Origin of the sequence: Cobetia sp. D5, assembly GCF_035666195.1 — a bacterium.
Classification (GTDB): domain Bacteria; phylum Pseudomonadota; class Gammaproteobacteria; order Pseudomonadales; family Halomonadaceae; genus Cobetia; species Cobetia amphilecti.
In genome coordinates, this window is sequence record NZ_CP142020.1 from 115,167 (window position 1) to 136,645 (window position 21,479).

Sequence of the window (21,479 nt, forward strand, 5' to 3'; positions counted from 1 at the left end):
GGCAGGCATCTCCCAGCGCAGACTCAGGAACCCCAGACAGGGTTCAATATCGACGACGCTGAGAAACTTGTACATGAAATATGGTTGATGCGTCATTTTTGTACAAGTTTTAATTCACTCAGCCATTGGGCACCCCTGGCGCATCAGGCGCGCCACACCTTGAGCCTCAGCCGTCGGTCGCTCAGTCATTCCGCCACTTGCACCGTCACTCAGTCATTCCGTCACTCAGTCATTCAGGCGTGCAATCAGCGCCGGCAGTTCGCGGACATGCGAGATGACATGTACACCTGACGGGACGGGCCCCGGGGCGCCCTGGCCCTTGACGTCGATCCAGGCGGCCTGCATGCCCAGGCGCGCGGCAGGCAAGGCATCTTCCTTCCATGAGTCACCGACATGCAGGGTGGTGGAGGGTTGGCTGCCCAGGCGAGCCATGGCGGCGAGGAAGGGGCGCGCATCCGGCTTGGGCGCCAGCCATTCACCGGCAGCGATGCTGAACTCGAAATGATGATCCAGCGCGAGGCGAGCCAGGTCGACATTGCCATTGGTGATGGCACCAAGGCGGTAATCGCGGGCGAGGGAGTCGAGCAGCTCGCTGGCTTCCGGGAAGGGCGTCAATTCGTGGCGCAGCGCCAGGAAGCGCTCGATGGCGGCGCGCGACCAGTGGCCCGCCTGCTCATCATCATGGCCGGCATCGCGCAGCATGGCGTGCATGGCCTCGCGGCGCAGCCAGGTGAAATCACCGCGGCGCAGCGGATGCTCCAGCCCCAGCGCCATGCGGCGACGAGTGTATTCCTCGAGGGGGAAATCGTTGGCATGCCCGATCTCGCCATCCAGCCAGGCGTAATGCTCGGCCTCGGCGCGCTCCATCACCGCGCGATTGGCCCACAGGGTGTCATCGAGATCGAAGGTCAAGGCCGTCAGGCGAGGCGCATTGGCAGGCGTCACGGGGTGTCATCCTTGAGTGGGGCATCAATAGGGGAGGTGGCGTCGGTGTCTGACGTTGCCGTCGCTGATCCGCGCTGGCGGCGGGCGCGAGGGTGCGCCTGATCATAGGCGCTGGCCAGTTGCTGCCAGTCGAGGCGCGTGTAGACCTGGGTGGTCGAGAGGTGAGCGTGCCCCAGCAGTTCCTGCACGGCGCGCAGGTCGCCGCTGGATTCGAGCAGATGACTGGCGAAGGAGTGGCGCAGGCGGTGCGGGTGCAGGTGCTCGGGCAGGCCACGTTCTTTCGCCTGCGTCACCAGCCTGAGCTGAACCCCACGCTGACCGAGGCGACGCCCCTGCTGGCCGACGAACAATGCCGGCTCGTTCCGGGCGGCGAGCTGACCACGCACCACCAGCCAGGCATCCAGCGCCTGGCGGGCGCGTGAGCCGATCGGCAGCTGGCGGGGCTTGTCGCCCTTGCCGCGTACGCGCAGGCGGCGGGTTTCCAGCATGTCGAGGTCGAGGCTGACCAGCTCCGAGAGGCGCAAGCCCGCGCCGTAGAGCAGTTCCAGCATTGCCTGATCGCGGATCGCCAGCGGCGTGCCGTCATGCGGGCAGTCGAGAAAGCGCGCCAGGCTGTCGATATCCACCGGGCGTGGCAGATGGTCCGGCAGGCGTGGTGTCTGCACCAGCCCCGCCGGGTTGTGTGGCAGCACATCCTGCTCGACCAGCCAGCCACAGAAACGGCTGATCGCCGCGCGCCGCCGCGCCAATGAGCGTGGCGCGAGGCCACGACTGCGCTCGGCACCCAGAAAACGCCTGAGCGTCGGCACGTCCAGCGCCTGCCAATCCTGCGGCAGGGGCGGCGCATCCTTTGCACTAGCGGCGCTGCTGTCCGCCGCTGGACGCAGCATGAAGGTGGTCAACGCCTGCAGATCACGCGCGTAGGCGCTGACGGTTGCGTGGCTGCTGTCGAGGGCAAGCTCGGCCAGAAATTCCCGACAGGTCGCGGACAGCGCCTGCTCGGCGGCAACACGCTCGGCGCTGTTCGCTGAGGCGTCGTCGGTGGATGTGTCGACGACCGAGGCACCGTGGACCGGCTCGAGGCGACTCATCGACTGGCCTGGTCGTCACGGCTCGAGGAGCGCAGTGGCGGTTGGCCCTGGGCATCGCGGCCCAGGCAGCGGGCCAGCACGTCACCGAGGTATTCGGGAAACAGGGTGTCGAGACCGGCCCGGAACTGCTCGGCATCGGCACTCGCCACCACCAGATAGCCCAGGCACTCGCCACGGGTCAGGCGCACGATGACGGCGGAGCCGCGCGTGGCATCGGCCTGGCTTGCATCGACGAGGTCTGCGCAGTCGGCGCCGAGTGGCCACTGATGGTCGGGCAGCAGGGCCTCCCAGCGCGTGCGCGGCATGGCCAGGCAGCGGCTGGCGCGACCCTCGAGCAGACGCTCGAACTGCTCGCCGCGCGCATCGTCGAGCGCCTGGCGCGGTGGCTGTGCCGAGGCGCCGGCATCGCGCTGCCACAGACAGACGGCCGCGATGTCGAACAGCTCGCTGAGACGCGTGGCCAGCGTTTCGGCCAGCGCATCATCGGACTCGGCATCGAGCAGGTCCAGCACCAGCTGACGCAGACGCTGATAGCGACTCTCGTTGTCGCGCGCGGCGGTCAACAACTCCTCGAGGCGCTCTTCTGCCTGATTGGTCCGCCCGCGCAGGTCATGTACCAGCCGCTCCAGCAACGAGATGCTGCCGCCGCGCGCTTCCGGGTGTGGCACCCGCATGCGTTGCAGCAACCCTTCACGCCCCTCGAAGAAATCGGGATGCGTGGCCAGCCATTCGGCGACCCGATCCGGGTCCAGCGTGCGCGGGCGACGTGACACGGGTGACTCGGCCATGTGGGACTCCTTGCGGACGGTTGGCAGCGGGACGCCGTCGGCCATGTTTCCGGCAGCGTCCCTCGGCTGGGGCTGGCGATCTACAGGATGATGCGGCCTTCGAAGACGGTCTCGGCGGGGCCGGTCATGAATACCGGCTGGCCGTCGCCACTCCATTCGATGCTCAGGGTGCCGCCGGGCAGCGTGACATTGACCGGGCTTGCCAGCAGGCCACGGCGAATGCCGGACGCGACCGCCGCACAGGCGCCGGTGCCACAGGCCAGCGTCTCGCCGACACCGCGCTCGAAGACACGCAGGCGCGCTTCATGCGGCGAGACGACCTCGAGGAAGCCGGCATTGACGCGCTTGGCGAAGCGCGGATGCGCCTCGATCAGCGGGCCCAGCGTCAGCACCGGGGCCTGTGCGACACTGTCGACCAGCAGCACTGCGTGGGGGTTGCCCATCGAGACGACGCCGATTTCCAGCGTCTCACCGTCGACATCCAGGGTGTGCACCGGCAGGTCGGCCTCGGCCTCGAAGGGCAGCGCGGCGGGGGCGAAGCGCGGCGCGCCCATGTCGACGCGCACACGGCCATCCTCGGCCACGACCAGGGTCAGCGGGCCGCCGGCCGTCTCGACGCGAATCTCGCGCTTGGTGGTCAGGCGCTGTTCACGCACGAAGCGCGCGAAGCAGCGCGCCCCGTTGCCGCAGTTCTCGACTTCACTGCCATCGGCATTGTAGATGCGATAGCGGAAGTCCATGTCCGGGTCGCGGGGCGGCTCGACCACCAGCAGCTGGTCGAAGCCGATGCCGAAGTTGCGGTCCGCCAGACGGCGGATATCGGCATCGCGCAGGCGACTGCGCTGCGAGATCAGGTCAATGACCATGAAGTCATTGCCCAGTCCGTGCATCTTGGTGAAGTTCACCAGCATCAGGCATCACCTTCCGGCAGCAGTTGCTCACCGGTCCACAGTTCTTCGAGGCGCTCGCGACGACGCACCAGGTGCATCTCGGGGCCATCGACCATCACCTCGGCAGGACGGCAGCGGCTGTTGTAGCTCGAGGCCATGACGAAGCCGTAGGCACCGGAGGAGCGCACGGCAAGCAGGTCGCCCGGCGCGATGGCCAGTTCGCGGTCCTTGCCGAGGAAGTCACCGGTCTCGCAGACCGGGCCGACCACATCGTAGCTGGCGGACTTGCGTGTCTCGCGCGTGTCGACGGTGACGATGTTCTGCCACGCCTGGTACAGCGACGGACGGATCAGGTCATTCATGCCGGCATCGATGATGGCGAAGTTCTTCTCTTCACCGGGCTTGAGGTACTCGACACGGGTCAGCAGCACGCCGGCGTTGGCGGCGATGGAGCGGCCCGGTTCGAACAGCAGCGTCATCTCGCTGCCGTGCTCATAGCGGGCCAGACGCTCCAGCAGGGCGCTGGCGTAGGCGAAGGGCTCCGGTGGGGTCTCGTTCTGGTAGGGCACGCCGAGGCCGCCGCCGAGATCGAGGTGCTCGATGACGATGCCGCGTTCACGCAGGCGATCCAGCAGCACCAGCAGGCGTTCGAGGGAATCGAGGAAGGGTGCCAGCTCGGTCAGCTGGGAGCCGATATGGCAGTCGGCGCCGACCACCTGCACGTGCTCCATGGCGTGGGCGATCTCGTAGACCTCCAGCGCCTGTTCGACCGGAATGCCGAACTTGTTGGCCTTGAGGCCAGTGGAGATGTACGGGTGAGTGCCGGCATCGACGTCGGGATTGATGCGCAGTGACACCGGCGCGACGCGTCCGAGACGGCCGGCGACGGCGTTGAGGCGCTCAAGCTCCGGCAGCGACTCGACGTTGAAGCACTTGATGCCCAGCTCCAGCGCACGTTCCATCTCGCCTGCCTGCTTGGCGACGCCGGAGAAGACCACCTTGGCGGGGTCGCCGCCGGCCTTGATGACGCGCTCCAGCTCACCGGCGGAGACGATGTCGAAGCCGGCGCCCAGGCGTGCCAGCACATTGAGCACCGCCAGGTTGGAATTGGCCTTCACGGCATAGCAGATGAGATGCGGGTGGTCGCCCAGCGCATCCTGATAGGCCTTGAAGTGGCGCTCGAGCGTGGCACGGCTGTAGACGTAGCACGGCGTGCCGAACTGCTCGGCCAGCGTGGCGAGCGAGACGTCTTCGGCGTGCAGCACGCCATCCTGATAAACGAAGTGATCCATGATCCGGCCTGCAAGATGTCGCGCCGGCGGGCATCACCCGCCGGAGATGAATAAGGGGGCTCAGGCGTCGCTGCCGGAAGTCTCGGCAGCGGCGGTGCTCTCTGTCTCGGAGGCGTCAGCTGCCGGCGCGGGGGCTTCGGCACGCTGACCACCGGCATCGGCGTCCGCCGGCAGATAGAGCGGGCCTTTCTGGCCGCAGCCGGCCAGCAGGCCAGCACCCAGCAGCAGCGCCGCGAGGGTGCGAAGGGTATGACGGGCGGACTGGCTCATCAGATGACGCATCGGGCGGCCTCCTGGCAGCAAGCGATAGAGCGATGCGGGCCCGGTTGCCATGGGTGGCGACCAGGCCCGAAAGAGGATGATCAGGCGCGCGAGGCCAGGGCGTCACGCGCACGCTGCACGGCAGCGCGGACCTGGTTCGGCGCGGTGCCACCGATGTGATTGCGCGCCGCGACGGAGCCTTCCAGCGTCAGCACGTCGAAGACGTCCTGCTCGATGGTGTCGGAGAACTGCTGGAGCTCTGCCAGGGTCATCTCGGACAGGTCGCGCTGCTGCTCGATGCCGAAGGCGACGGACTTGCCGACGATCTCGTGGGCATCACGGAAGGCGACACCCTTGCGCACCAGGTAATCCGCCAGGTCGGTCGCGGTGGCGAAGCCCTTGCTGGCCGAGGCGTACATGTTGTCGGACTTGGCGCGGATCGCCGGAATCATGTCGGCGAAGGCACGCAGGCTGCCGCGCACGGTATCGATGGTATCGAACAGCGGTTCCTTGTCTTCCTGATTGTCCTTGTTGTACGCCAGCGGCTGGGACTTCATCAGGGTCAGCAGGCTCATCAGGTGGCCATAGACACGGCCGGTCTTGCCGCGTACCAGCTCCGGTACGTCCGGGTTCTTCTTCTGCGGCATGATGGAGGAGCCGGTGCAGAAGCGGTCCGGCAGGTCGATGAAGTCGAACTGGGCGCTGGTCCACAGCACCAGCTCTTCGCTCATGCGTGACAGGTGCATCATCAGCAGGCTGGCGAAGCTGGTGAATTCGATGGCGAAGTCACGATCGCTGACCGAATCGAGGCTGTTCTCGGTCGGACGGTCGAAGCCGAGCAGCTCGCTGGTGACGTGACGGTCGATGGGGAAGGTGGTGCCGGCCAGCGCCGCGGCGCCCAGCGGCAGCACGTTCATGCGCACGCGGCAGTCACGCAGGCGGTCCTGGTCGCGGGCGACCATTTCCTGCCAGGCCAGCAGGTGGTGGCCGAAGGTGACCGGCTGAGCGCTCTGCAGGTGAGTGAAGCCCGGCATGATGGTGTCGGCTTCCTGCTCGGCCAGCCCCAGCATGCCTTCGCGCAGACGCGTCAGTTCAGCGTCGATGGCGTCGATCTCGTCACGCAGATAGAGGCGGATGTCGGTGGCGACCTGGTCGTTGCGTGAACGGCCGGTATGCAGCTTCTTGCCGGTGATGCCGATCTTGGCGGTCAGACGTGCCTCGATGTTCATGTGCACGTCTTCCAGTGCCACGGACCACTCGAATTCGCCCCGCGCGATCTCTTCACTGATTTCCTTCAGTCCCGCGATGATGACGTCGCGTTCTTCTTCGCTCAGCACGCCGACACCGGCCAGCATGGTGGCGTGGGCGATGGAGCCCTGGATGTCGTGCTGCGCCATGCGCTGATCAAAATCGACGGAGGCGGTGAAACGTGCCACGAAGGCATCGGTCGGCTCGCTGAAGCGGCCGCCCCAGGACTGATTGGTAGATTCGCTCATCGGGATCTCGAATTGTGGTGACGTGTCCAGAGTTCGGCGTCCGGTGCACGGTCGCGCAGCCGGTATCGTTGACCTTGGAGTGTACCAGACTCCTGCGCGTGGGCGAGGGGCCGCGGCCAGTCCGGCGGATCGCAGGAAAGCGTGCCACGGATTTTCCCCCTGAGGTGACTGGCTTTATGATAAGTGTCATCAGAGGGCAGCGCTGTTCGTCAGTCAGGTTTGCTCAACAACTTCGAATCAGATGGCGTGCATTGCGCGCCAGCAAGGAGAATGCCGTGCCCCGCCGTGAGATTCTGCGTATCGCGACCCGCAAGAGCCTGCTCGCCCTGTGGCAGGCCGAACACGTCAAGGCGCGACTCGAGGCCCTGCATCCTGGCTTGAGCGTCGAGCTGGTGCCGATGTCGACGCGTGGTGACAAGATTCTCGATACCCCGCTGGCCAAGATCGGCGGCAAGGGGCTGTTCGTGAAGGAGCTGGAAGAGGCGATGCTTGATGGTCGCGCCGATATCGCCGTGCACTCCATGAAGGATGTGCCGATGCACTTCCCGGAGTCGCTGGGTCTGGCGGTGATTCTCGAGCGTCACGCCCCGACCGACGCCTTCGTGTCCAACACCTGTGCCAACTTCGATGCCCTGCCGCAGGGCGCGCGCCTGGGCACCTCCAGCCTGCGTCGTGGCCTGCAGGCCAAGGCGGCACGCCCGGACCTGGAAGTGCTGAGCCTGCGCGGCAATGTCCAGACGCGTCTCGGCAAGCTGGATGCCGGCGAGTTCGACGCCATCATCCTGGCCACCTCCGGTCTGCAGCGCCTCGAGCTGGATGCGCGCATCACCGCCGAGATGGACGCCGAGACCTGCCTGCCAGCCTGTGGTCAGGGCGCGCTCGGCATCGAGTGCAACCTGCAGGACGAGGAGATTCTTGCGCTGCTCGAGCCGCTGGCCCATGAAGACTCCAGCCGTTGCGTGCTGGCCGAGCGCGCCATGAACACGCACCTGGAAGGTGGCTGTCAGGTGCCGATCGGCGGCTATGCCGTGCTCGAGGAAGGCGGCAGCCAGCTGTGGCTGCGTGCGCTGGTCGGCAACCCCGACGGGACGGTCATCCTGCGCGCCGAAGCGCGTGGTCCGTCCGATGCGCCGGAAGCGCTGGGCGTCGCCGTCGCCGAAGACCTGCTCTCCCAGGGTGCCGGCGAGATTCTGGCGGCGGTCTACGGCGACGCTCGTGGCTGAGGTGTCAGCGATGGCGAAGGCGTCGCGTCTTGAGGTGTTGACGACGCGGCCGGGCTCGCGCGGAGCGGTTCTCGATGCGATGCTGAGTGAGGCCGGCTGCGAGGTGGAGTGCCTCAAGCTGATGGCGCTCGAGGCCTTGCCGCTGGAACCCGCTGCGCGTCAGGCGATCATCGATGTCGATCTGTATCGCGGCGTGATCGTGATCTCGCCCCAGGCCGCCGGCTATCTGGCCGATTGGCTGGAGGAGTGGTGGCCACAGCTGCCCGAAGGCGTCAGCTTCTATGCCGTCGGCGCGGCCACGGCCGAAGTGCTGCATTCGCGGCTGGGGGTGCCGGTGCGTGTCCCGCCGCGCGCCACGCGCGGTGAGCATGCCGAGCGCGATGCGCCGGTCGGCACCACCAGCGAAGCCTTGCTGTCGCTGCCGTCGCTCAGGGCGCTTGCGGGTCAGCGCTGGTTGCTGGTGGCCGGTGAAGGCGGGCGTCCGCTGCTGGAAGAGACGCTGGTGGCACGGGGCGCTCAGGTCACGCGTCTGGCACTTTATCGACGCCTTCCGTTGGCTTTGTCGCCGCAACAGGCTGGCCGTCTGGCGGCGGGCGCGTATGATGCAATGGTGGTGACCAGCAATGAACTGCTCGAGACGGTGATGGCATCGGTGACGCCGCAGGCCTTGCACCAACCGCTAATCGTGTCGAGCCACCGTTTGGCTACACTGGCACACGCTCATGGTTTCGAGCGCGTGACGGTCGCCGAGGACGCTTCACCCGGGGCCCTGACGCAGGCAGTACTTCGCACCTGCGCCCCCATCAGCAAGACTCGCCATGCAGTGACCGGCGCCGCTGCGCCTGGTCCGCGTGAGGCCATCGATTCCCAAGAATCCGGAAAAGGGCAAGCGTAGATGAGCAACCGAGAACACGATCAGGAAGATAACGGCTCTGCCGGCATGACGCCCGGCAAGTCGGGCGACAAGGATGCTGCCGCTCGCGCATCAGATGCTTCTTCCGCTTCCGGCGTTTCCGCCGATGACACTGCCTCTGGCCGCCCTGGCGCCGAGGCCTCCCGTTCGTCCTCTTCCTCGTCATCCGACACGGCTGATGCCCCGCGCGAGCGCCGCTCGCGAGGTGGGCGCAATCGTCGTGGGCGTGGCAAGGGGCAGGGCAGCTCCTCCTCTTCAACCTCATCCTCCACTGCCAGTGAGTCCACGCCCGTGAGCCAGACTTCAGACGACAACGCATCGACGCCTTCCGGCGCAAAATCGCCGCTTCCGGAGCGTAGCGAACCCGCCAAGGAGGCGTCTGCCGCCAAGCCGAGTGCTGGCAAGGCCTCTTCCAGCAAGGCGACTCCCGGCAAGCCCTCCACGCCGGCTGGCAAGACGGCCAGCGCTGGTGGTGCAGGCCTGGGTGGCACGCCGCCGCCCGGCGAGCCGCAGGGCAAGAAGAGCAAGGCCGGCAGCATCGCGCTGATTCTCGTCATCGTGCTGGCCATCGTGGTCGCGGTGCTGGCGTGGTTCGGCTGGCAGCGTCTGAATGCGCTGCCGGATGCGCAGGGCCTCGACAAGCAGGTCAGCGAGAGCGTGACCCAGCAGGTCGGCCAGGTCTCCAGCAAGGTCGATGGCCTGTCGAGCACGCTGGAGAAGAACGAATCCCGCGTCAGCGAGCTCGACAAGCGTCTGTCCAGCGAGAGCCAGGACACCGAGCAGGCCCTCAACAAGGTGCTCGAGGAGCTCAGCAAGTCCCAGCAGACCGACGCGCGTGACTGGCACTATGCAGAAGCCGAGTACCTGCTGCGCCTCGCCAACCAGCGCCTGCAGCTGGAGCGTGACGTGAACGGTGCCGATGCGCTGCTCGAGAACGCCGATGCGCGCATCGCGGCGGCCAACAACCCGGCGCTGCTGCCGGTGCGCAAGGCCATCCAGTCCGAACTGGCCAGCCTGGACAGCGTGCCGCGCGTCGATCGCAGCGGTATCTATCTGGCGCTGCTCGCCGAGCAGGAACAGCTGGCACGCCTGCCGCTCAAGCAGGACGTGGCCGAGATCGCCGCCAAGGTCGAGAACGATGCAGCGCCGACAGGCGGTTGGCAGCAGCAGTTGGCCCGTTTCGGCAACGAGCTGAAGGACCTGGTCACCGTGCGTCGTCATGACGAGGCACTGGAAGCCCTGATCACACCGGAGCAGGAATCCTACCTCCGTCAGAACGTGCGTCTGGTGCTGGAGCAGGCGCAGCTGGCGCTGCTCAAGGAAGAGCCGAAGCTTTACCAGGCCGCCATCGACAAGGCCATCACGCTGGTCAATGGCTACTACGACACCAAGACCGATGGCGTGCAGAATGCCGTCGCCAAGCTGGAAGAGCTCAAGAGCAAGACCATCCGTCCGGAGCTGCCTGACATCTCCGCCTCTCTGAGCAAGCTGCGTGAGCTGATCGAGCGTCGCGCCCAGCAAGGGGGTGGCAACGCATGAGAGTCCTGATACTGCTGATCATCATCGGGCTGGCCATCGGTGCCCTGTTCGGGCAACTGATGCAGGCCTTCCCGGGATACTGGCTGATTCGCGTCGGCGATACCTCGGTCCAGACCTCCTTCTGGTTCGGCTTGATCCTGCTGTTCGCGGGCTTCGTGGTGCTGCACTTCGGTCTGCGCCTGCTGTCGCGCTTCGCGCATCCGTTCTCCCGCCTCAAGGTGTGGAACAGCCGTACCCGTCACCGCAATGCCACGCGCAAGACCGTACGGGGTCTGGTGGCGCTGGCCGAAGGCCGCTGGAAGCGTGCCGAGAAGTCGCTGACCCACTCGGCGGAAGATTCCAGCACGCCGCTGGTCAACTACCTGTCCGCCGCCCTGGCCGCGCACTATCAGGGACGTTTCGAGCAGGCGGATACGCTGCTCAAGCGGGCGCACGAGTCCACCCAGGGCTCCGAGAGTGCCGTGGGTCTGGTGCAGGCGCAGCTGATGCTGGACCGCCAGCAGCACGAACAGGCACTGGCGACCCTGACGCGTCTCGACAAGCAGCTGGGCGAGCACCCGCAGGTGCTCAAGCTGCTCAAGCAGGCCTATCTGGCGGTCAATGACTGGGATGGTCTGCGTCGTCTGATGCCGCGTCTCGACAAGCAGGACCTCATCTCCCCCGAGGAGAAGAAGGAGCTGGAACAGCGGGCCTATGTGGCGCTGATCCAGCAGGCCGCGCGCAATCCGGAAGACATCGAGCGCGTGCGCAACCTGTGGGCCGACATGCCGGACCACCTGCGCACCGACGTGAATCTGGTCGCGCTCTATGCCGAGGCGCTGATCGCCGGTGGTCAGGAAGGTCTGGCCGAGCGTCTGCTGCGTCACTCCCTCAAGGAGTGCTGGGATTCGCGTCTGGTGCTGCGTTACGGGCTACTGGACGTGGATGCACCGCGTCAGCTGGTGTATGCCGAGAAGTGGCTGCAGGAGCGTCCGAATGATCCGGACCTGCTGCTGTCGCTGGGGCGTCTGGCACTGCGCAACGCCAGCTGGGGCAAGGCTCAGGAGTACTTCGAGGCTAGCCAGCGCCAGCGTCCGAGCGGTACGGTGTGTGCTGAACTCGCGCGTCTGTTCGCCAATCTGGGCGAGCACAACAAGAGCCAGCTCTACTACCGTCAGAGCGTCGAGCTGCTGGATCGCTCACTGCCGGCCCTGCCGCAGCCGAGCAAGGACAACGCCTGAGGGGCGGCCGCCGAGTGTCAGTCAACCGTCGAGCTACAGCCGTCTAGTGCCAACCAGGGCATGCCAGGCGTCATGAGGGCTGGCGGACAAGACACTCGGCGGCTTGCACGATGTTTCCTTGTTTGATGAAAGGTATTGCCCAATTGCACCGGTCGCGCTGTCGGCCGGTGATGCAGGTTTCTCTCCGGGGTATCCACGTTCACACGCTGTGTGACGGGATGCCCTTCTTTTTGCCCGCATGACGGGCGCTGTGGGCATTCTCGCCCAGACTTTCGCCCTGTCAGCACGCCGCCGTGAGATGTCGGCGGGTGCATGCTGGCGTGGGCATGGCCGGTGCCGGATTTCTCGTTGCTGATCCGGCAACGATGCGTCCGGGCCTGCACGGCCAGAGCGTGATCGTGTGGCGCTGGCTGGAAGCGATTCCTCCGTGCGATGATTCTGCGTGTCGGATGCGCCCATGCACGTGGCGCATCTTCGGGCCGAGTCCGGTCCGTTTCCCCAAGCGATGATGGAGTCTGCATGTTGCATAAGTCCCTGGCCCTGATGGGCGCCTCTGTACTGGCCGTGTCACTGGCCGGTTGTGCCGCTACCGGTAACAGCTCTTCCAGCAACGCCGCCAGCTCCTCCAGCTCGTCCAGCTCCATGATGAGCCTCGCCAGCAGCATGCTGAGCAGCCAGACAGGCCAGTCCCTGCCGGCGGCCGACCTGATGTCCAGCCTGACTTCCCAGCTGGGTGTGTCCTCCACTCAGGCGCTGGGTGGCTCCGCTGCCATGCTGGCACTGGCCCAGTCCCAGCTTGGCACCAGCGCGACCTCCGAGCTGTCCACCGACGTGCCGCAGCTGTCCAGTCTGACCAGCAGCAGCTCGCTGTCCACGCTCTCCAGCCTGGCGAGCCTGAGCGGCAACGACAATGCCACGGCATTGGCCAGCACCGTCGGCAATGTCGATGACAGCGCGTCTCTGGACAGCGCCTTCTCCGCGCTGGGCATGGACAGCAGCATGGTCTCCCAGTTCGCGCCGGTGCTGCTCAGCTACATGGGCGGCGAAGGCGTCAGCTCGACGCTGCTGAGCTCGCTGTCCAGCATGTGGGGCACCGGCTCCTGAGCCAGCCCCTTGCATGAGGTGTGAGGCAGCATTTTAAGCCCGCACATGAAAACGCCCCCGAGCCAGTGGCTCGGGGGCGTTTTCGTTTCAGTATGGCTGCCTGCGCAGGCAGCCGTGTCGGGATAGCCGTGTCGGGATAGTGCAGGCGCTTGATCAGTCGCCGTCGGCATCCGGTTGGGTGGTCTGACGGATGCGTTGTTCCTCGGCATCCACGACCTCCCCGTCTTCGGTGGCATGACGCGTCAGCGGATTCTCCTCACGACGCTTGGCGACCTTGGCGGCTGCCTCGCGCTGCTCGGGAGTCTTCGGCTGACCGGCGGCCGAGCCATCGATCACGAACGGCGCCTGCATGGTGCGCACGTTGGCCGGCGGAGCGCCACCGTCCTTGTCCTGACCGAAGTACATGGTCATGTGCGGGAACGGGATCTCGATGCCAGCGGCGTCGAAGTGCTGCTTCACGAGTTTGTTGTACTCGCGGCCGATGGCCCACTGGTTGCCCGGGCTGGTCTTGATCATCACGCGGATGTTGACCGAGCTGTCGGCCAGGGCCGAGACGCCGGCGATGGTGACCGGCTCGAGAATCTCCGGACCATAGCTGCCTGCCTCGAGCTCATCGAAGGCCGCACGCAGGTGCACGATGGCGTGGTCGACATTCTCGCGATAGGAGATGCCGTATTCGCCGACATGGTAGGCGAAGTCACGCATATAGTTGGAGACGGTATCCACCGACGAGAACGGCACGATATGGAAGGTGCCGGACAGGTCACGGATGCCCACCGAGCGGATGGTCAGGCGTTCCGCGGTACCGGTCACGCCACCGGCAGAGACCACATCGCCGGTGTTGATGGCGTTCTCCAGCTGGATGAACACCCCGGTGATGATGTCCTGCACCATCTTCTGGGCGCCGAAGCCGATCGCCAGACCCAGTACCCCGGCACCGGCCAGCAGCGGCGCGATGTCGATGCCGATCTCGGACAGCACGATCATCGCGGTGAAGACGATCATCGCGATGGCGATGGCATTGCGGAACAGCGCCAGCAGGGTCTCCACCCGCGAGGACGGCTTGCCCTTGCCGGTGTCCGGATTGAGCTTGTGCTCGATCAGGCTGGCGATACCGACCCAGACCGCGATGGCGAAGGCGAGAATGAACAGCACATGGAAGATGCGCGACAGCAGCAGGGCACCGGCATCGGTTGCCAGCCACTCGCCGAGCGCCACGATGTGCCAGGCATTCAGCACCATGCCGACCACCACGATCAGGATGATGGCGCGCATGATGCGCAGCGCGGTGGGGATGTAGGAGTTGAGGCGCTTCTCGAGCAGCGGCAGCTGACCACGCAGCTTGTCGGAGATCTGGATGCGCTTGCCGATCAGCTGCGTCACCACGCGTGACAGCAGAGCACCGCCACCGATGGCGAGCAGCGTCTTGAGCGTCGCCCCCATCATGAACGGCAGCGCCTCTTCAGGCGTCGTCTGCGAGATGATGAACAGGGTGGCGAAGTAGGCCAGCGCGATCAGATGCCAGGTGCGCGCCAGCATGCGCAGACACACGGCGATGATCGCGTTGTTCGCCTCGCGGGCTTGAGTGAGCAGGCGGTCACGCAGAATGATGCGATTGCGCGAGATCACCACGATGGCCCAGACGAGGGTGATGGCCATGATCAGCAGATTGACGAAGCTGCCGACGGCCGGTGCCAGATTGTTGTTGATCATCGGCACCACGACCAGGATGCCGTAGCCGATGAAGCCGGCCAGCATGGCCAGGGAGCGGTTCCAGTAACGCGCCACCTCGTCCGGCATCGGCAGCAGACGCAGCCCCTTGTAACCGGAGGAGAACAGCATGCGCATCAAGGCCTTGAACAGCTCGATCACCAGATAGGCGTTCAGGAACATCGACTCGCGCTGACCGATCACGCCCTGTTCGCCATAGGCGAAGATGGCGAGCAGATAGCCGCCGAGGAAAGCGAGACCGATGACCGCGATGTCCACCACCGCCGCGACCAGCACTGCCAGCAGGGTGCGCAGCAGCGGGCTGCGGTGCTGGCCATCCAGTGACCACTGGCTGACGCGCGAGAACAGCGGCTTGGCGAGTCTGCGCAGCACGAGGAACAGTGCGATGGTCGAGATGACGACCAGCCCGAGGCTTACGGCCTCGCTGGTGAAGCGACTCCAGTCGATCTCGTCGGCGTCCTCGTTGGCCAGACCATCGAGGGTGCCCAGCATGCGGTCCAGCGTGGCGGAAAGATCCGCGACCAGGTCCTGGCTGATGGCCGCCAGCTGGCGCGACAATGACGGCGAGTCCTCGCTCAGGGTGACGTCTTCTCCCGCCACCTCGACGGCTTGTTCACTCGCCTTGCTGTCCAGCTGTCGCAGGCCTTCGATCAGGGCCTCGCGCTGACTGGGGTCTTCCAGCAGTGTGGCCAGGCTGTCATAGGAGGATGTCGCGCCATCGCCGCTGCCGCCCTCGGCCGGGGCGGCATGGGACAGGCTGCTGAACCCGAGGCTCAACACCATCAACAGCATCATCAGGCCGGACATCAGCCAGGCAGGTCGCCATGAGTCCGGTTGGCGCGAGGCAGCAAGGGCGGGAGGGGAGTGCGGGGGTGTCGGAATCGCCACAGGTGGCTTCTCCATGTCGGTGAGTGTGTGAGGCGTCGGGGTAGAGAGTGAGAGCAGGCTCCGCAGGTGCATCAGAGGCTCGCAAGCGTCCCATCAATAACGCGAGGATCTGTCAGGTAGATGTTGAAGGGGCGTCACGCGCGTCCTGCGCGTACGCCGAGCGAGAGTCCATCCCTCAGTTATCGGGGCACTTGGTGCTATCCCAACCCCTGTGGGGACTCCGCCAGAGACATTCTTGCGCACAGCCTGCGGCAGGCGCCGCCAACCTTCAAGGTCTTCAGACGCTGCTCGGGGGAGAGGCGTGACCTGCTGCCACGCAGAATGTTGCAATGTCGCGTTGCATGAACTGGTGTGGTGAGTCACAGGATGAGTCGGTATTGTTGCGATTGATTATTATTCGTTGTTCAGGTGTGATAGTCATGCGCACAGGGGCCGCCTTGCGGTATCGTCCTGCGCAGGATCACGCCTGCCTTCGCTTGAGTGCGAGATCATTTCCTTCATTTCGGAGTACTGCATGACCGTCTCGTCGACTGCTTTTACTGCTCGTGGCATGACCCGGCCTGCATGGTTCAAACAGGGCCTGATGGCGACCTTGGCGGTAGCGCTGATGGGGGCTTCCCTGTCTGCCGAGGCACGCAGTGTCGAGACGGCCTACGGTGAGCTGGACATCGAGGGCACGCCGCAGCGTGTCGTCACCCTGTACGAAGGCGCGCTGGATGTGGCCGTCGCCAGTCAGGTGACGCCGCTGGGTACCGTGACCACGCGCGGCGGTGATGGCGTGGCGAGCTATATCCAGTCGCAGGTGCCGGACATCAAGATCATCGGCACGCCGCGTGAATTCAATCTCGAGGCGATCGTCGCGCTCAAGCCGGACCTGATCCTGGCACCGCCGGGCCTCGACAAGACCCAGTACCAGCTGATGTCGCGTCTGGCGCCGACCGTCGTGCCGAGCGCTTCGGCGCTGAGCCAGCAGGGCTGGAAGGAGCAGAGTCGTGTCTATGCCGAGGCGCTGGGCGAGACGGCCGAAGCGGAACTCGAGACACGTCTGGCCGCCATCGACGCGCACGCCGCGCGTCTGAAGGCCGAGATGACCACCCCGGAAACCGCCAGCCTGGTGCGTCGCATGCCGGGCGGCCTGATGGCGATGTCCGACCAGCTGTTCGCGACCGGCCTGATGGCGGCCAGCGGCTATGAGCTGGTCGGCGGTGATCTGGTCAAGCCGGGTCGCCCGCATTCCGATCCGCTCAGCGACGAGAACATGGCACGCATCGATGCGCAGACCATCTTCCTCGCCACCATGGACGATTCCTCTGATGCCGCGGTCGATGCCCTGGCGGCAGAACCGGCCTTCCAGCGTCTCGAGACAGCGGATCGCGACAGCCTGGTCGGCGTGAATGGCCAGCTGTGGACCAGCGCCAGTGGCCCGTTGGCCGCGGAAGCCCTGCTGAAGGATATCGACCGGGCGCGCGATGATGGCTAGTCGCAGTCATGTCGGTGCACCACGTTTGACCCCTGCGCAGGCAGGGGACCTCCCGCAACCGCGACGCGGGAGGTGGTATGCAGGCTGAAGAGACCTCTCCACAGGTCCGCAGGCCACGCGCACATGCCGCCCGGATGACCCACAAGGTCTCCGGGCGTCTTGCGTTGCGTCAGGTGATGCCGCTGGCCTGCCTGAGCGCCCTGCTGACCTGTCTGGCCAGCCTGCTGTGGGGGGCTGGCGATGTCGGCCCCTGGCAGGCGCTGCAGGTGCTGGCCGGACAGGGCAGTGATCAGGCGCGCTTCGTGGTGCTCGAGCTGCGCGCGCCGCGTACCCTGATCGGCATGGTGGTCGGCATGATGCTCGCCTGTGGCGGCGCCCTGATGCAGGTGGTGGCACGCAACCCGCTGGCGGAGCCGGGCTTGCTGGGCGTGAGTGCCGGGGCCTCCTTTGCCGTGGCCGTGGCCTTGTTGCTGGGGATGGAAGCGACCGGCATGCACGTGATGGTGGCGCAGAGTGGTGCGCTGCTGGGCTGCCTGTTCGTGATGAGTACCGTGCGGATGAGCGGCGCACGTCAGGACCCGGTGCGCCTGGTGCTGGCCGGTGCGGCGCTGTCGAGCCTGCTGGTGGCGCTGACGTCTCTGGCCTTGCTGATCGACCAGCGCGCGGCCGACGAGATCCGCTTCTGGGTGATCGGCAGTCTGGCCGGGCGCTCGCTGGAGGCGCTTTACAGCAGCCTGCCCACTATCCTGCTCGCGGTGCTGCTGACGCTGTGGCTGGCGCGGCCGCTCTCCGCGATGGTGCTGGGTGAGCAGGTCGCCAGTGGCCTGGGCCATCATCCCAAGCGCGTGCGCAAGGTCGCGATTCTGGTGGTGGCGCTGCTGGTCGGTGCCGCGACGGCCCTGGCCGGGCCGGTGGCCTTCGTCGGCCTCGCCGTGCCCTATGTGGCGCGTGCGCTGTGCGGCGCCGATGTGCGGCGTACGCTGTGGCTGTGCCTGCCGCTGGGCGTGACCATGCTGCTGAGCGCCGATGTGGTGTCGCGGCTGGTCGTGCCGCCCTCGGAGCTGCCGTTGGGGGTGCTGACGACCCTGATGGGCGCGCCTGTGCTGATTGCCGTGGTGCGTGCTCGCCGTCTGCCCACCCTGTAGTAGTTGGTGCCTCTGGCGCTTGCGGCGTGAACGATGATGGAGGCCAGGCTGGCGCGCATGCCGGCGCCATCGCCTCATTGCTTGAATCGACCGGCCCTGTCAGGCGTTGTCCTGACAGGGCCTTGTTTGGAATCGATGATGTCTAGACCTTCACCGCTTGATCTCCTTCGCTCGGCCCCTACCGGCACGCTCTGGTGGCGATATGGCAAGCTGTCCCTGCTGCTGTTGCGTGCGCCATTGCTGGCGGCCGGCATACTGCTGCTGGCGCTGCTGATGGCCAGTGTCGCCTCGCTGATGCTGGGCAGTGCCGGCCTCGGGCCGTGGGATGCCTTCAAGGCGGCCTTCGGGCACGGCGAGTTCGCCACCGTTTTCGTGGTGCAGGAGCTGCGTCTGCCACGCCTGCTGGCCGGTATCGCCACGGGCGCTGCCTTCTCGCTGGCGGGCTGTCTGATGCAGACCCTGGCCGGCAATCGCCTGGCGACACCCGGCATCATCGGCATCGACAATGGCGCGACCGCCTTCGCGGTGGCCTCCGTGGTCGGGATGGGCATCTCGCTGGCGCCGCCGGTGATGGCGCTGAGCGGTGCCGTGATCGCCACTGCGCTGGCCTTCGGGCTCTCCGGCGGCATCGGCACACGCGGCTATCGCTTCCTGGTCGCCGGTATCGGGGTCGGCGCGCTGTTCGGTGCCGGGACGCAGCTGATGCTGGCAAGAGTCTCCATCGATGCCGCCAACAGCGCCTACCCGTGGACGGTCGGCAGCCTCAATGCGCGTGACGCCGATTCGCTCACCTGGCTGGGACTGGCCTTGCTGATCGGCGTGCCGATCGCGCTCTGGCTGGGGCGCGGGCTGAATACGCTGCGCTTCACCGACCGCGTCGCGACGGGGCTGGGACAGCCGGTGTCGCGTGTACGTCTGATCACGCTGTGGCTGTCGGTCGTGCTGACGGCGGCGGCCGTCGCGGTGGCCGGGCCGGTAGGCATGGTGGCGCTGGTGGGCCCCGAGATCGCACGCTACCTGTCGCGTCACAAGGGCGTGCCGCTGCTGGCCTCGGCGCTGGCCGGCGCGCTGGTGATGGTGCTGGCAGACCTCGCCGGTCGCACCCTGCTGTCGCCACTGGAAATCCCGGTAGGTATCGTGATGGCCGTGGTCGGCAGCCCTTATCTGCTGTGGATACTGCTGCGCAGCCCGCGCTAGCCGTTGCCCCTATTTTCCTGCTGAGCGGCCCGGGGCCAGCCCTTGCCGCTCAGCGTCGCACGACATGTTTCAGCGGCTGATGATGTTCCAGCGGCCGATGATGTTTCAGGAGAGTGCGCCATGAGCGCTGAGACGATGCTTGATCCGCGAGCGATGAATTCCCCGGCCGATCGCCACGCCGCGGCTACCACCGACACCCTGCGAGCGAACGAGCTGTCGCTGGGCTATGGCGCGCGCCAGCGCCATGTCACCGTGATCGATTCGCTGACCCTGGGGCTGCCCGACGGCAAGGTGACGGCGATCGTCGGGCCCAACGGCTGTGGCAAGTCGACACTGCTGGCAGGGCTGGCTCGCCTGCAATTGCCTGAGTCAGGCGCGGTGCTGCTGGAAGGCAAGGACATTCACGCCTACAAGCGGCGCGAAGTGGCCCAGCGCATCGCGCTGCTGCCCCAGGAGACTCACTCGCCCGAGGGGGTGACGGTGCATGAGCTGGTGCGTTTCGGTCGCCAGCCCTATCAGGGCGCGCTGAGTCAGTGGTCAGAGGAGGATCAACGCCTGGTAGCCGAGGCGATGGCCGCCGCCGACATCGAGAGCCTGGCGGACCGTGAGCTGGCCTCGATGTCCGGTGGGCAGCGCCAGCGTGCCTGGATCGCCATGGCGCTGGCACAGCAGACGCCCTTGCTGCTGCTGGATGAGCCGACCTCGGCGCTGGATCTCGGTCACCAGATAGAGGTCTTCGAGCTGATCCAGCGTCTGGCCCATGAAGAGGGCAAGACCATCGTGATGGTGGTGCATGACCTGGCCAGCGCCTGCCGCTATGCCGACCACATCGTGGCCATGCACGCCGGCCACGTGATCGCCGAGGGTGCGCCCGCCGAGGTGGTGACGCCGGAGCTGGTGCGCAAGCTCTATGGAGTCGAGTGTCGCCTGATCCCCGACCCCGACACCGGCACGCCGCTGCTGATCGGCGTGCGCCGCACCAGCGAGCGCCTGAGCGGCAGCGCGACCTGAGGCCGGGGCAATGGCCATGACGGGCGCTGTGGCGCCTGCGTGGCCGCTGCCGGGCCTTGCGCAGGCCTGAGAGAGGGGCTTTAGAGGCCTGAGAGGGTGACTTGAGAGGGCAGCTTGATAGGGCGACTTGAGAGAGCGCTCTGCCTCTGACAGGAAAGCCCCAGCCAGAACTGATCGCCCACAAACAGAAAGGCCTCCCCGAAGGGAGGCCTTTCTGTCACGGATATGGTGGAGGCGACGGGAGTCGAACCCGTGTCCGCCGGCACTCCGCCTTCGGCTCTACATGCTTAGTTTCATTATTTGATTTAACACTACTGCCGCCAATGAACAGGCTACAGCAATGCGATTCTCTGAGTTTTAATCTCGACCTTAGAGACGTCGGCCAAGACGATCCTGTTTATACGGGCTCGTTCTCAATCCACCTTGAACAGGCGCAACGGTATCATGAGCAGCTTATGCAGCTAGAGCGTAGTTGTCGTCGTTTGCGACTATATATTTGCAACGTTTTATTTACGAGATACGTTACGATCTCGGCATGCACCTCAGGGTTTGCCACCAGCGTCGAATGCCAGAACGCCCCCATAACAGTGTTACCACTTTACTGCGTTGCTACGTCTTCATCATAACAGGTGGGGACTGTGCTACGCCAGTTCAAGCGTTCAGGAAAATTTCTGACCTGACAGTAGCTTGCTGGCGTGAGCTCCCTCACGCTGCCCTCAGCGGTCGCGCAGGATACGGGCTTTCTGACGGTTCCAGTCACGGTCTTTCTCGGTAGCGCGCTTGTCGTGCAGCTTCTTGCCTTCCACCAGCGCGATCTCGCACTTCACGATCGCATTCTTCCAATACAGCTTGACCGGCACACAGGTGTGGCCCTTGTCCTGGGTGCGCGAGAAGATGCGTGCGATCTGCTTCTTGTGCAACAGCAGCTTGCGCGTGCGCTGCGGGTCCGCCACCGCGTGGGTGTTGGCGGTTTCCAGCGGGTGGATGTGGCAGCCCAGCAGCCAGGCTTCGGCATTCTTGATCACGATATAGGTATCGGTCAGCTGGCCCTTGCCTGCGCGCAGCGCCTTCACTTCCCAGCCTGCCAGTACCAGACCCGCTTCGAAGGTTTCCTCGATGTGGTACTCGTGGCGTGCCTTCTTGTTCTGGGCGATCAGATTGCCGCCCTGTTCGGGTTTCTTTTTCTTGCCCATGTTGCCTCATTTGTCGTGTGCGCCTGCCGTCATCCAGTGTGGATATGGCACATCCTTCTGGATGGGGGGAGG

The 21,479-nt window shown here is 65.7% G+C and carries 17 protein-coding genes, 1 other RNA gene and 1 pseudogene; 9 read left to right on the plus strand and 10 right to left on the minus strand.

Annotated elements, in window-relative coordinates; translation table 11 throughout:
* Positions 1-225 precede the first annotated feature (225 nt).
* From U0O11_RS00530 to argH, 7 genes and pseudogenes are all read right to left on the minus strand, one after another.
* Positions 226-945 carry an HAD family hydrolase gene (locus U0O11_RS00530; protein ID WP_324691068.1) on the minus strand — a complete coding sequence of 240 codons (720 nt, stop codon included), beginning with the start codon at positions 943-945 and terminating at the stop codon, positions 226-228.
* Complete coding sequence (locus U0O11_RS00535; RefSeq protein WP_324691069.1) at positions 942-2,036, minus strand: tyrosine recombinase XerC; 1,095 nt, start codon at positions 2,034-2,036, stop codon at positions 942-944. The genes U0O11_RS00530 and U0O11_RS00535 overlap by 4 nt, the downstream gene beginning before the upstream one ends.
* Positions 2,033-2,824 carry a DUF484 family protein gene (locus U0O11_RS00540; RefSeq protein WP_324691070.1) on the minus strand — a complete coding sequence of 264 codons (792 nt, stop codon included), beginning with the start codon at positions 2,822-2,824 and terminating at the stop codon, positions 2,033-2,035. The genes U0O11_RS00535 and U0O11_RS00540 overlap by 4 nt, the downstream gene beginning before the upstream one ends.
* Before the next feature lie 80 nt (positions 2,825-2,904).
* Positions 2,905-3,735: a diaminopimelate epimerase gene (gene dapF / locus U0O11_RS00545; protein WP_324691071.1), complete on the minus strand. Its 831-nt coding sequence runs from the start codon at positions 3,733-3,735 to the stop codon at positions 2,905-2,907.
* Positions 3,735-5,006 carry a diaminopimelate decarboxylase gene (gene lysA, locus U0O11_RS00550; protein WP_324691072.1) on the minus strand — a complete coding sequence of 424 codons (1,272 nt, stop codon included), beginning with the start codon at positions 5,004-5,006 and terminating at the stop codon, positions 3,735-3,737. The genes dapF and lysA overlap by 1 nt, the downstream gene beginning before the upstream one ends.
* A gap of 135 nt (positions 5,007-5,141) precedes the next feature.
* A pseudogene (gene lptM, locus U0O11_RS17605) lies at positions 5,142-5,276 on the minus strand (LPS translocon maturation chaperone LptM); the annotation flags it as partial.
* Between the two features lie 92 nt (positions 5,277-5,368).
* Positions 5,369-6,763: an argininosuccinate lyase gene (gene argH / locus U0O11_RS00560; RefSeq protein ID WP_043333338.1), complete on the minus strand. Its 1,395-nt coding sequence runs from the start codon at positions 6,761-6,763 to the stop codon at positions 5,369-5,371.
* 275 nt (positions 6,764-7,038) lie between these two features.
* Between argH and hemC the strand changes: the two genes are divergently transcribed.
* The 5 genes from hemC (at position 7,039) to U0O11_RS00585 (ending at position 12,762) form a co-directional block, all read left to right on the plus strand.
* On the plus strand, positions 7,039-7,986 hold the full coding sequence (hemC, locus tag U0O11_RS00565; protein ID WP_043333340.1) for a hydroxymethylbilane synthase: 948 nt from the start codon (positions 7,039-7,041) through the stop codon (positions 7,984-7,986).
* A 10-nt stretch (positions 7,987-7,996) separates the two neighbouring features.
* The gene (locus U0O11_RS00570; RefSeq protein ID WP_324691073.1) at positions 7,997-8,881 is read left to right on the plus strand and encodes a uroporphyrinogen-III synthase; all 885 of its coding nucleotides are present in this window, start codon (positions 7,997-7,999) and stop codon (positions 8,879-8,881) included.
* Positions 8,882-10,438 carry a uroporphyrinogen-III C-methyltransferase gene (locus U0O11_RS00575; protein ID WP_324691074.1) on the plus strand — a complete coding sequence of 519 codons (1,557 nt, stop codon included), beginning with the start codon at positions 8,882-8,884 and terminating at the stop codon, positions 10,436-10,438. It abuts the gene before it with no gap.
* A complete protein-coding gene (locus U0O11_RS00580) occupies positions 10,435-11,658 on the plus strand; it encodes a heme biosynthesis HemY N-terminal domain-containing protein (protein WP_043333341.1) in 1,224 nt (407 codons plus the stop codon). The genes U0O11_RS00575 and U0O11_RS00580 overlap by 4 nt, the downstream gene beginning before the upstream one ends.
* Positions 11,659-12,177: 519 nt before the next feature.
* On the plus strand, positions 12,178-12,762 hold the full coding sequence (locus U0O11_RS00585; RefSeq protein WP_159055812.1) for a DUF2780 domain-containing protein: 585 nt from the start codon (positions 12,178-12,180) through the stop codon (positions 12,760-12,762).
* A gap of 153 nt (positions 12,763-12,915) precedes the next feature.
* Here U0O11_RS00585 and U0O11_RS00590 read toward each other — a convergent pair whose 3' ends face one another.
* On the minus strand, positions 12,916-15,381 hold the full coding sequence (locus U0O11_RS00590; RefSeq protein ID WP_324691075.1) for a mechanosensitive ion channel domain-containing protein: 2,466 nt from the start codon (positions 15,379-15,381) through the stop codon (positions 12,916-12,918).
* A 583-nt stretch (positions 15,382-15,964) separates the two neighbouring features.
* On the opposite strand from U0O11_RS00590, the gene U0O11_RS00595 reads away from it, so the two are divergent.
* From U0O11_RS00595 to U0O11_RS00610, 4 genes are all read left to right on the plus strand, one after another.
* Positions 15,965-16,861, plus strand: coding sequence for an ABC transporter substrate-binding protein (locus tag U0O11_RS00595; protein ID WP_209443791.1), 897 nt, complete (start codon positions 15,965-15,967; stop codon positions 16,859-16,861).
* Between the two features lie 176 nt (positions 16,862-17,037).
* Positions 17,038-18,006 (plus strand): FecCD family ABC transporter permease, encoded by a 969-nt coding sequence (locus tag U0O11_RS00600; protein WP_324692478.1) that lies wholly within the window; start codon positions 17,038-17,040, stop codon positions 18,004-18,006.
* Between the two features lie 138 nt (positions 18,007-18,144).
* Positions 18,145-19,203 carry a FecCD family ABC transporter permease gene (locus U0O11_RS00605; protein WP_324691076.1) on the plus strand — a complete coding sequence of 353 codons (1,059 nt, stop codon included), beginning with the start codon at positions 18,145-18,147 and terminating at the stop codon, positions 19,201-19,203.
* Between the two features lie 153 nt (positions 19,204-19,356).
* On the plus strand, positions 19,357-20,214 hold the full coding sequence (locus U0O11_RS00610) for an ABC transporter ATP-binding protein (protein WP_052384524.1): 858 nt from the start codon (positions 19,357-19,359) through the stop codon (positions 20,212-20,214).
* 226 nt (positions 20,215-20,440) lie between these two features.
* On the opposite strand, the gene ssrA is transcribed toward U0O11_RS00610, so the two are convergent.
* Positions 20,441-20,795: a transfer-messenger RNA gene (ssrA, locus tag U0O11_RS00615) on the minus strand.
* A 135-nt stretch (positions 20,796-20,930) separates the two neighbouring features.
* Positions 20,931-21,407 (minus strand): SsrA-binding protein SmpB, encoded by a 477-nt coding sequence (smpB, locus tag U0O11_RS00620; protein WP_043333345.1) that lies wholly within the window; start codon positions 21,405-21,407, stop codon positions 20,931-20,933.
* Between the last annotated feature and the right edge of the window lie 72 nt (positions 21,408-21,479).

Bases quoted from the DNA above. Each gene is read 5' to 3' on its own strand.
- U0O11_RS00585 (WP_159055812.1), top strand. From the start codon at position 12,178: ATGTTGCATAAGTCCCTGGCCCTGATGGGCGCCTCTGTACTGGCCGTG.
- smpB (WP_043333345.1), bottom strand. From the start codon at position 21,407: ATGGGCAAGAAAAAGAAACCCGAACAGGGCGGCAATCTGATCGCCCAG.
- U0O11_RS00535 (WP_324691069.1), bottom strand. From the start codon at position 2,036: ATGAGTCGCCTCGAGCCGGTCCACGGTGCCTCGGTCGTCGACACATCC.
- U0O11_RS00600 (WP_324692478.1), top strand. From the start codon at position 17,038: ATGCCGCTGGCCTGCCTGAGCGCCCTGCTGACCTGTCTGGCCAGCCTG.
- U0O11_RS00570 (WP_324691073.1), top strand. From the start codon at position 7,997: ATGGCGAAGGCGTCGCGTCTTGAGGTGTTGACGACGCGGCCGGGCTCG.
- U0O11_RS00605 (WP_324691076.1), top strand. From the start codon at position 18,145: ATGTCTAGACCTTCACCGCTTGATCTCCTTCGCTCGGCCCCTACCGGC.
- U0O11_RS00610 (WP_052384524.1), top strand. From the start codon at position 19,357: ATGAATTCCCCGGCCGATCGCCACGCCGCGGCTACCACCGACACCCTG.
- U0O11_RS00540 (WP_324691070.1), bottom strand. From the start codon at position 2,824: ATGGCCGAGTCACCCGTGTCACGTCGCCCGCGCACGCTGGACCCGGAT.
- U0O11_RS00595 (WP_209443791.1), top strand. From the start codon at position 15,965: ATGGCGACCTTGGCGGTAGCGCTGATGGGGGCTTCCCTGTCTGCCGAG.
- U0O11_RS00580 (WP_043333341.1), top strand. From the start codon at position 10,435: ATGAGAGTCCTGATACTGCTGATCATCATCGGGCTGGCCATCGGTGCC.
- argH (WP_043333338.1), bottom strand. From the start codon at position 6,763: ATGAGCGAATCTACCAATCAGTCCTGGGGCGGCCGCTTCAGCGAGCCG.
- dapF (WP_324691071.1), bottom strand. From the start codon at position 3,735: ATGCTGGTGAACTTCACCAAGATGCACGGACTGGGCAATGACTTCATG.
- lysA (WP_324691072.1), bottom strand. From the start codon at position 5,006: ATGGATCACTTCGTTTATCAGGATGGCGTGCTGCACGCCGAAGACGTC.
- U0O11_RS00575 (WP_324691074.1), top strand. From the start codon at position 8,882: ATGAGCAACCGAGAACACGATCAGGAAGATAACGGCTCTGCCGGCATG.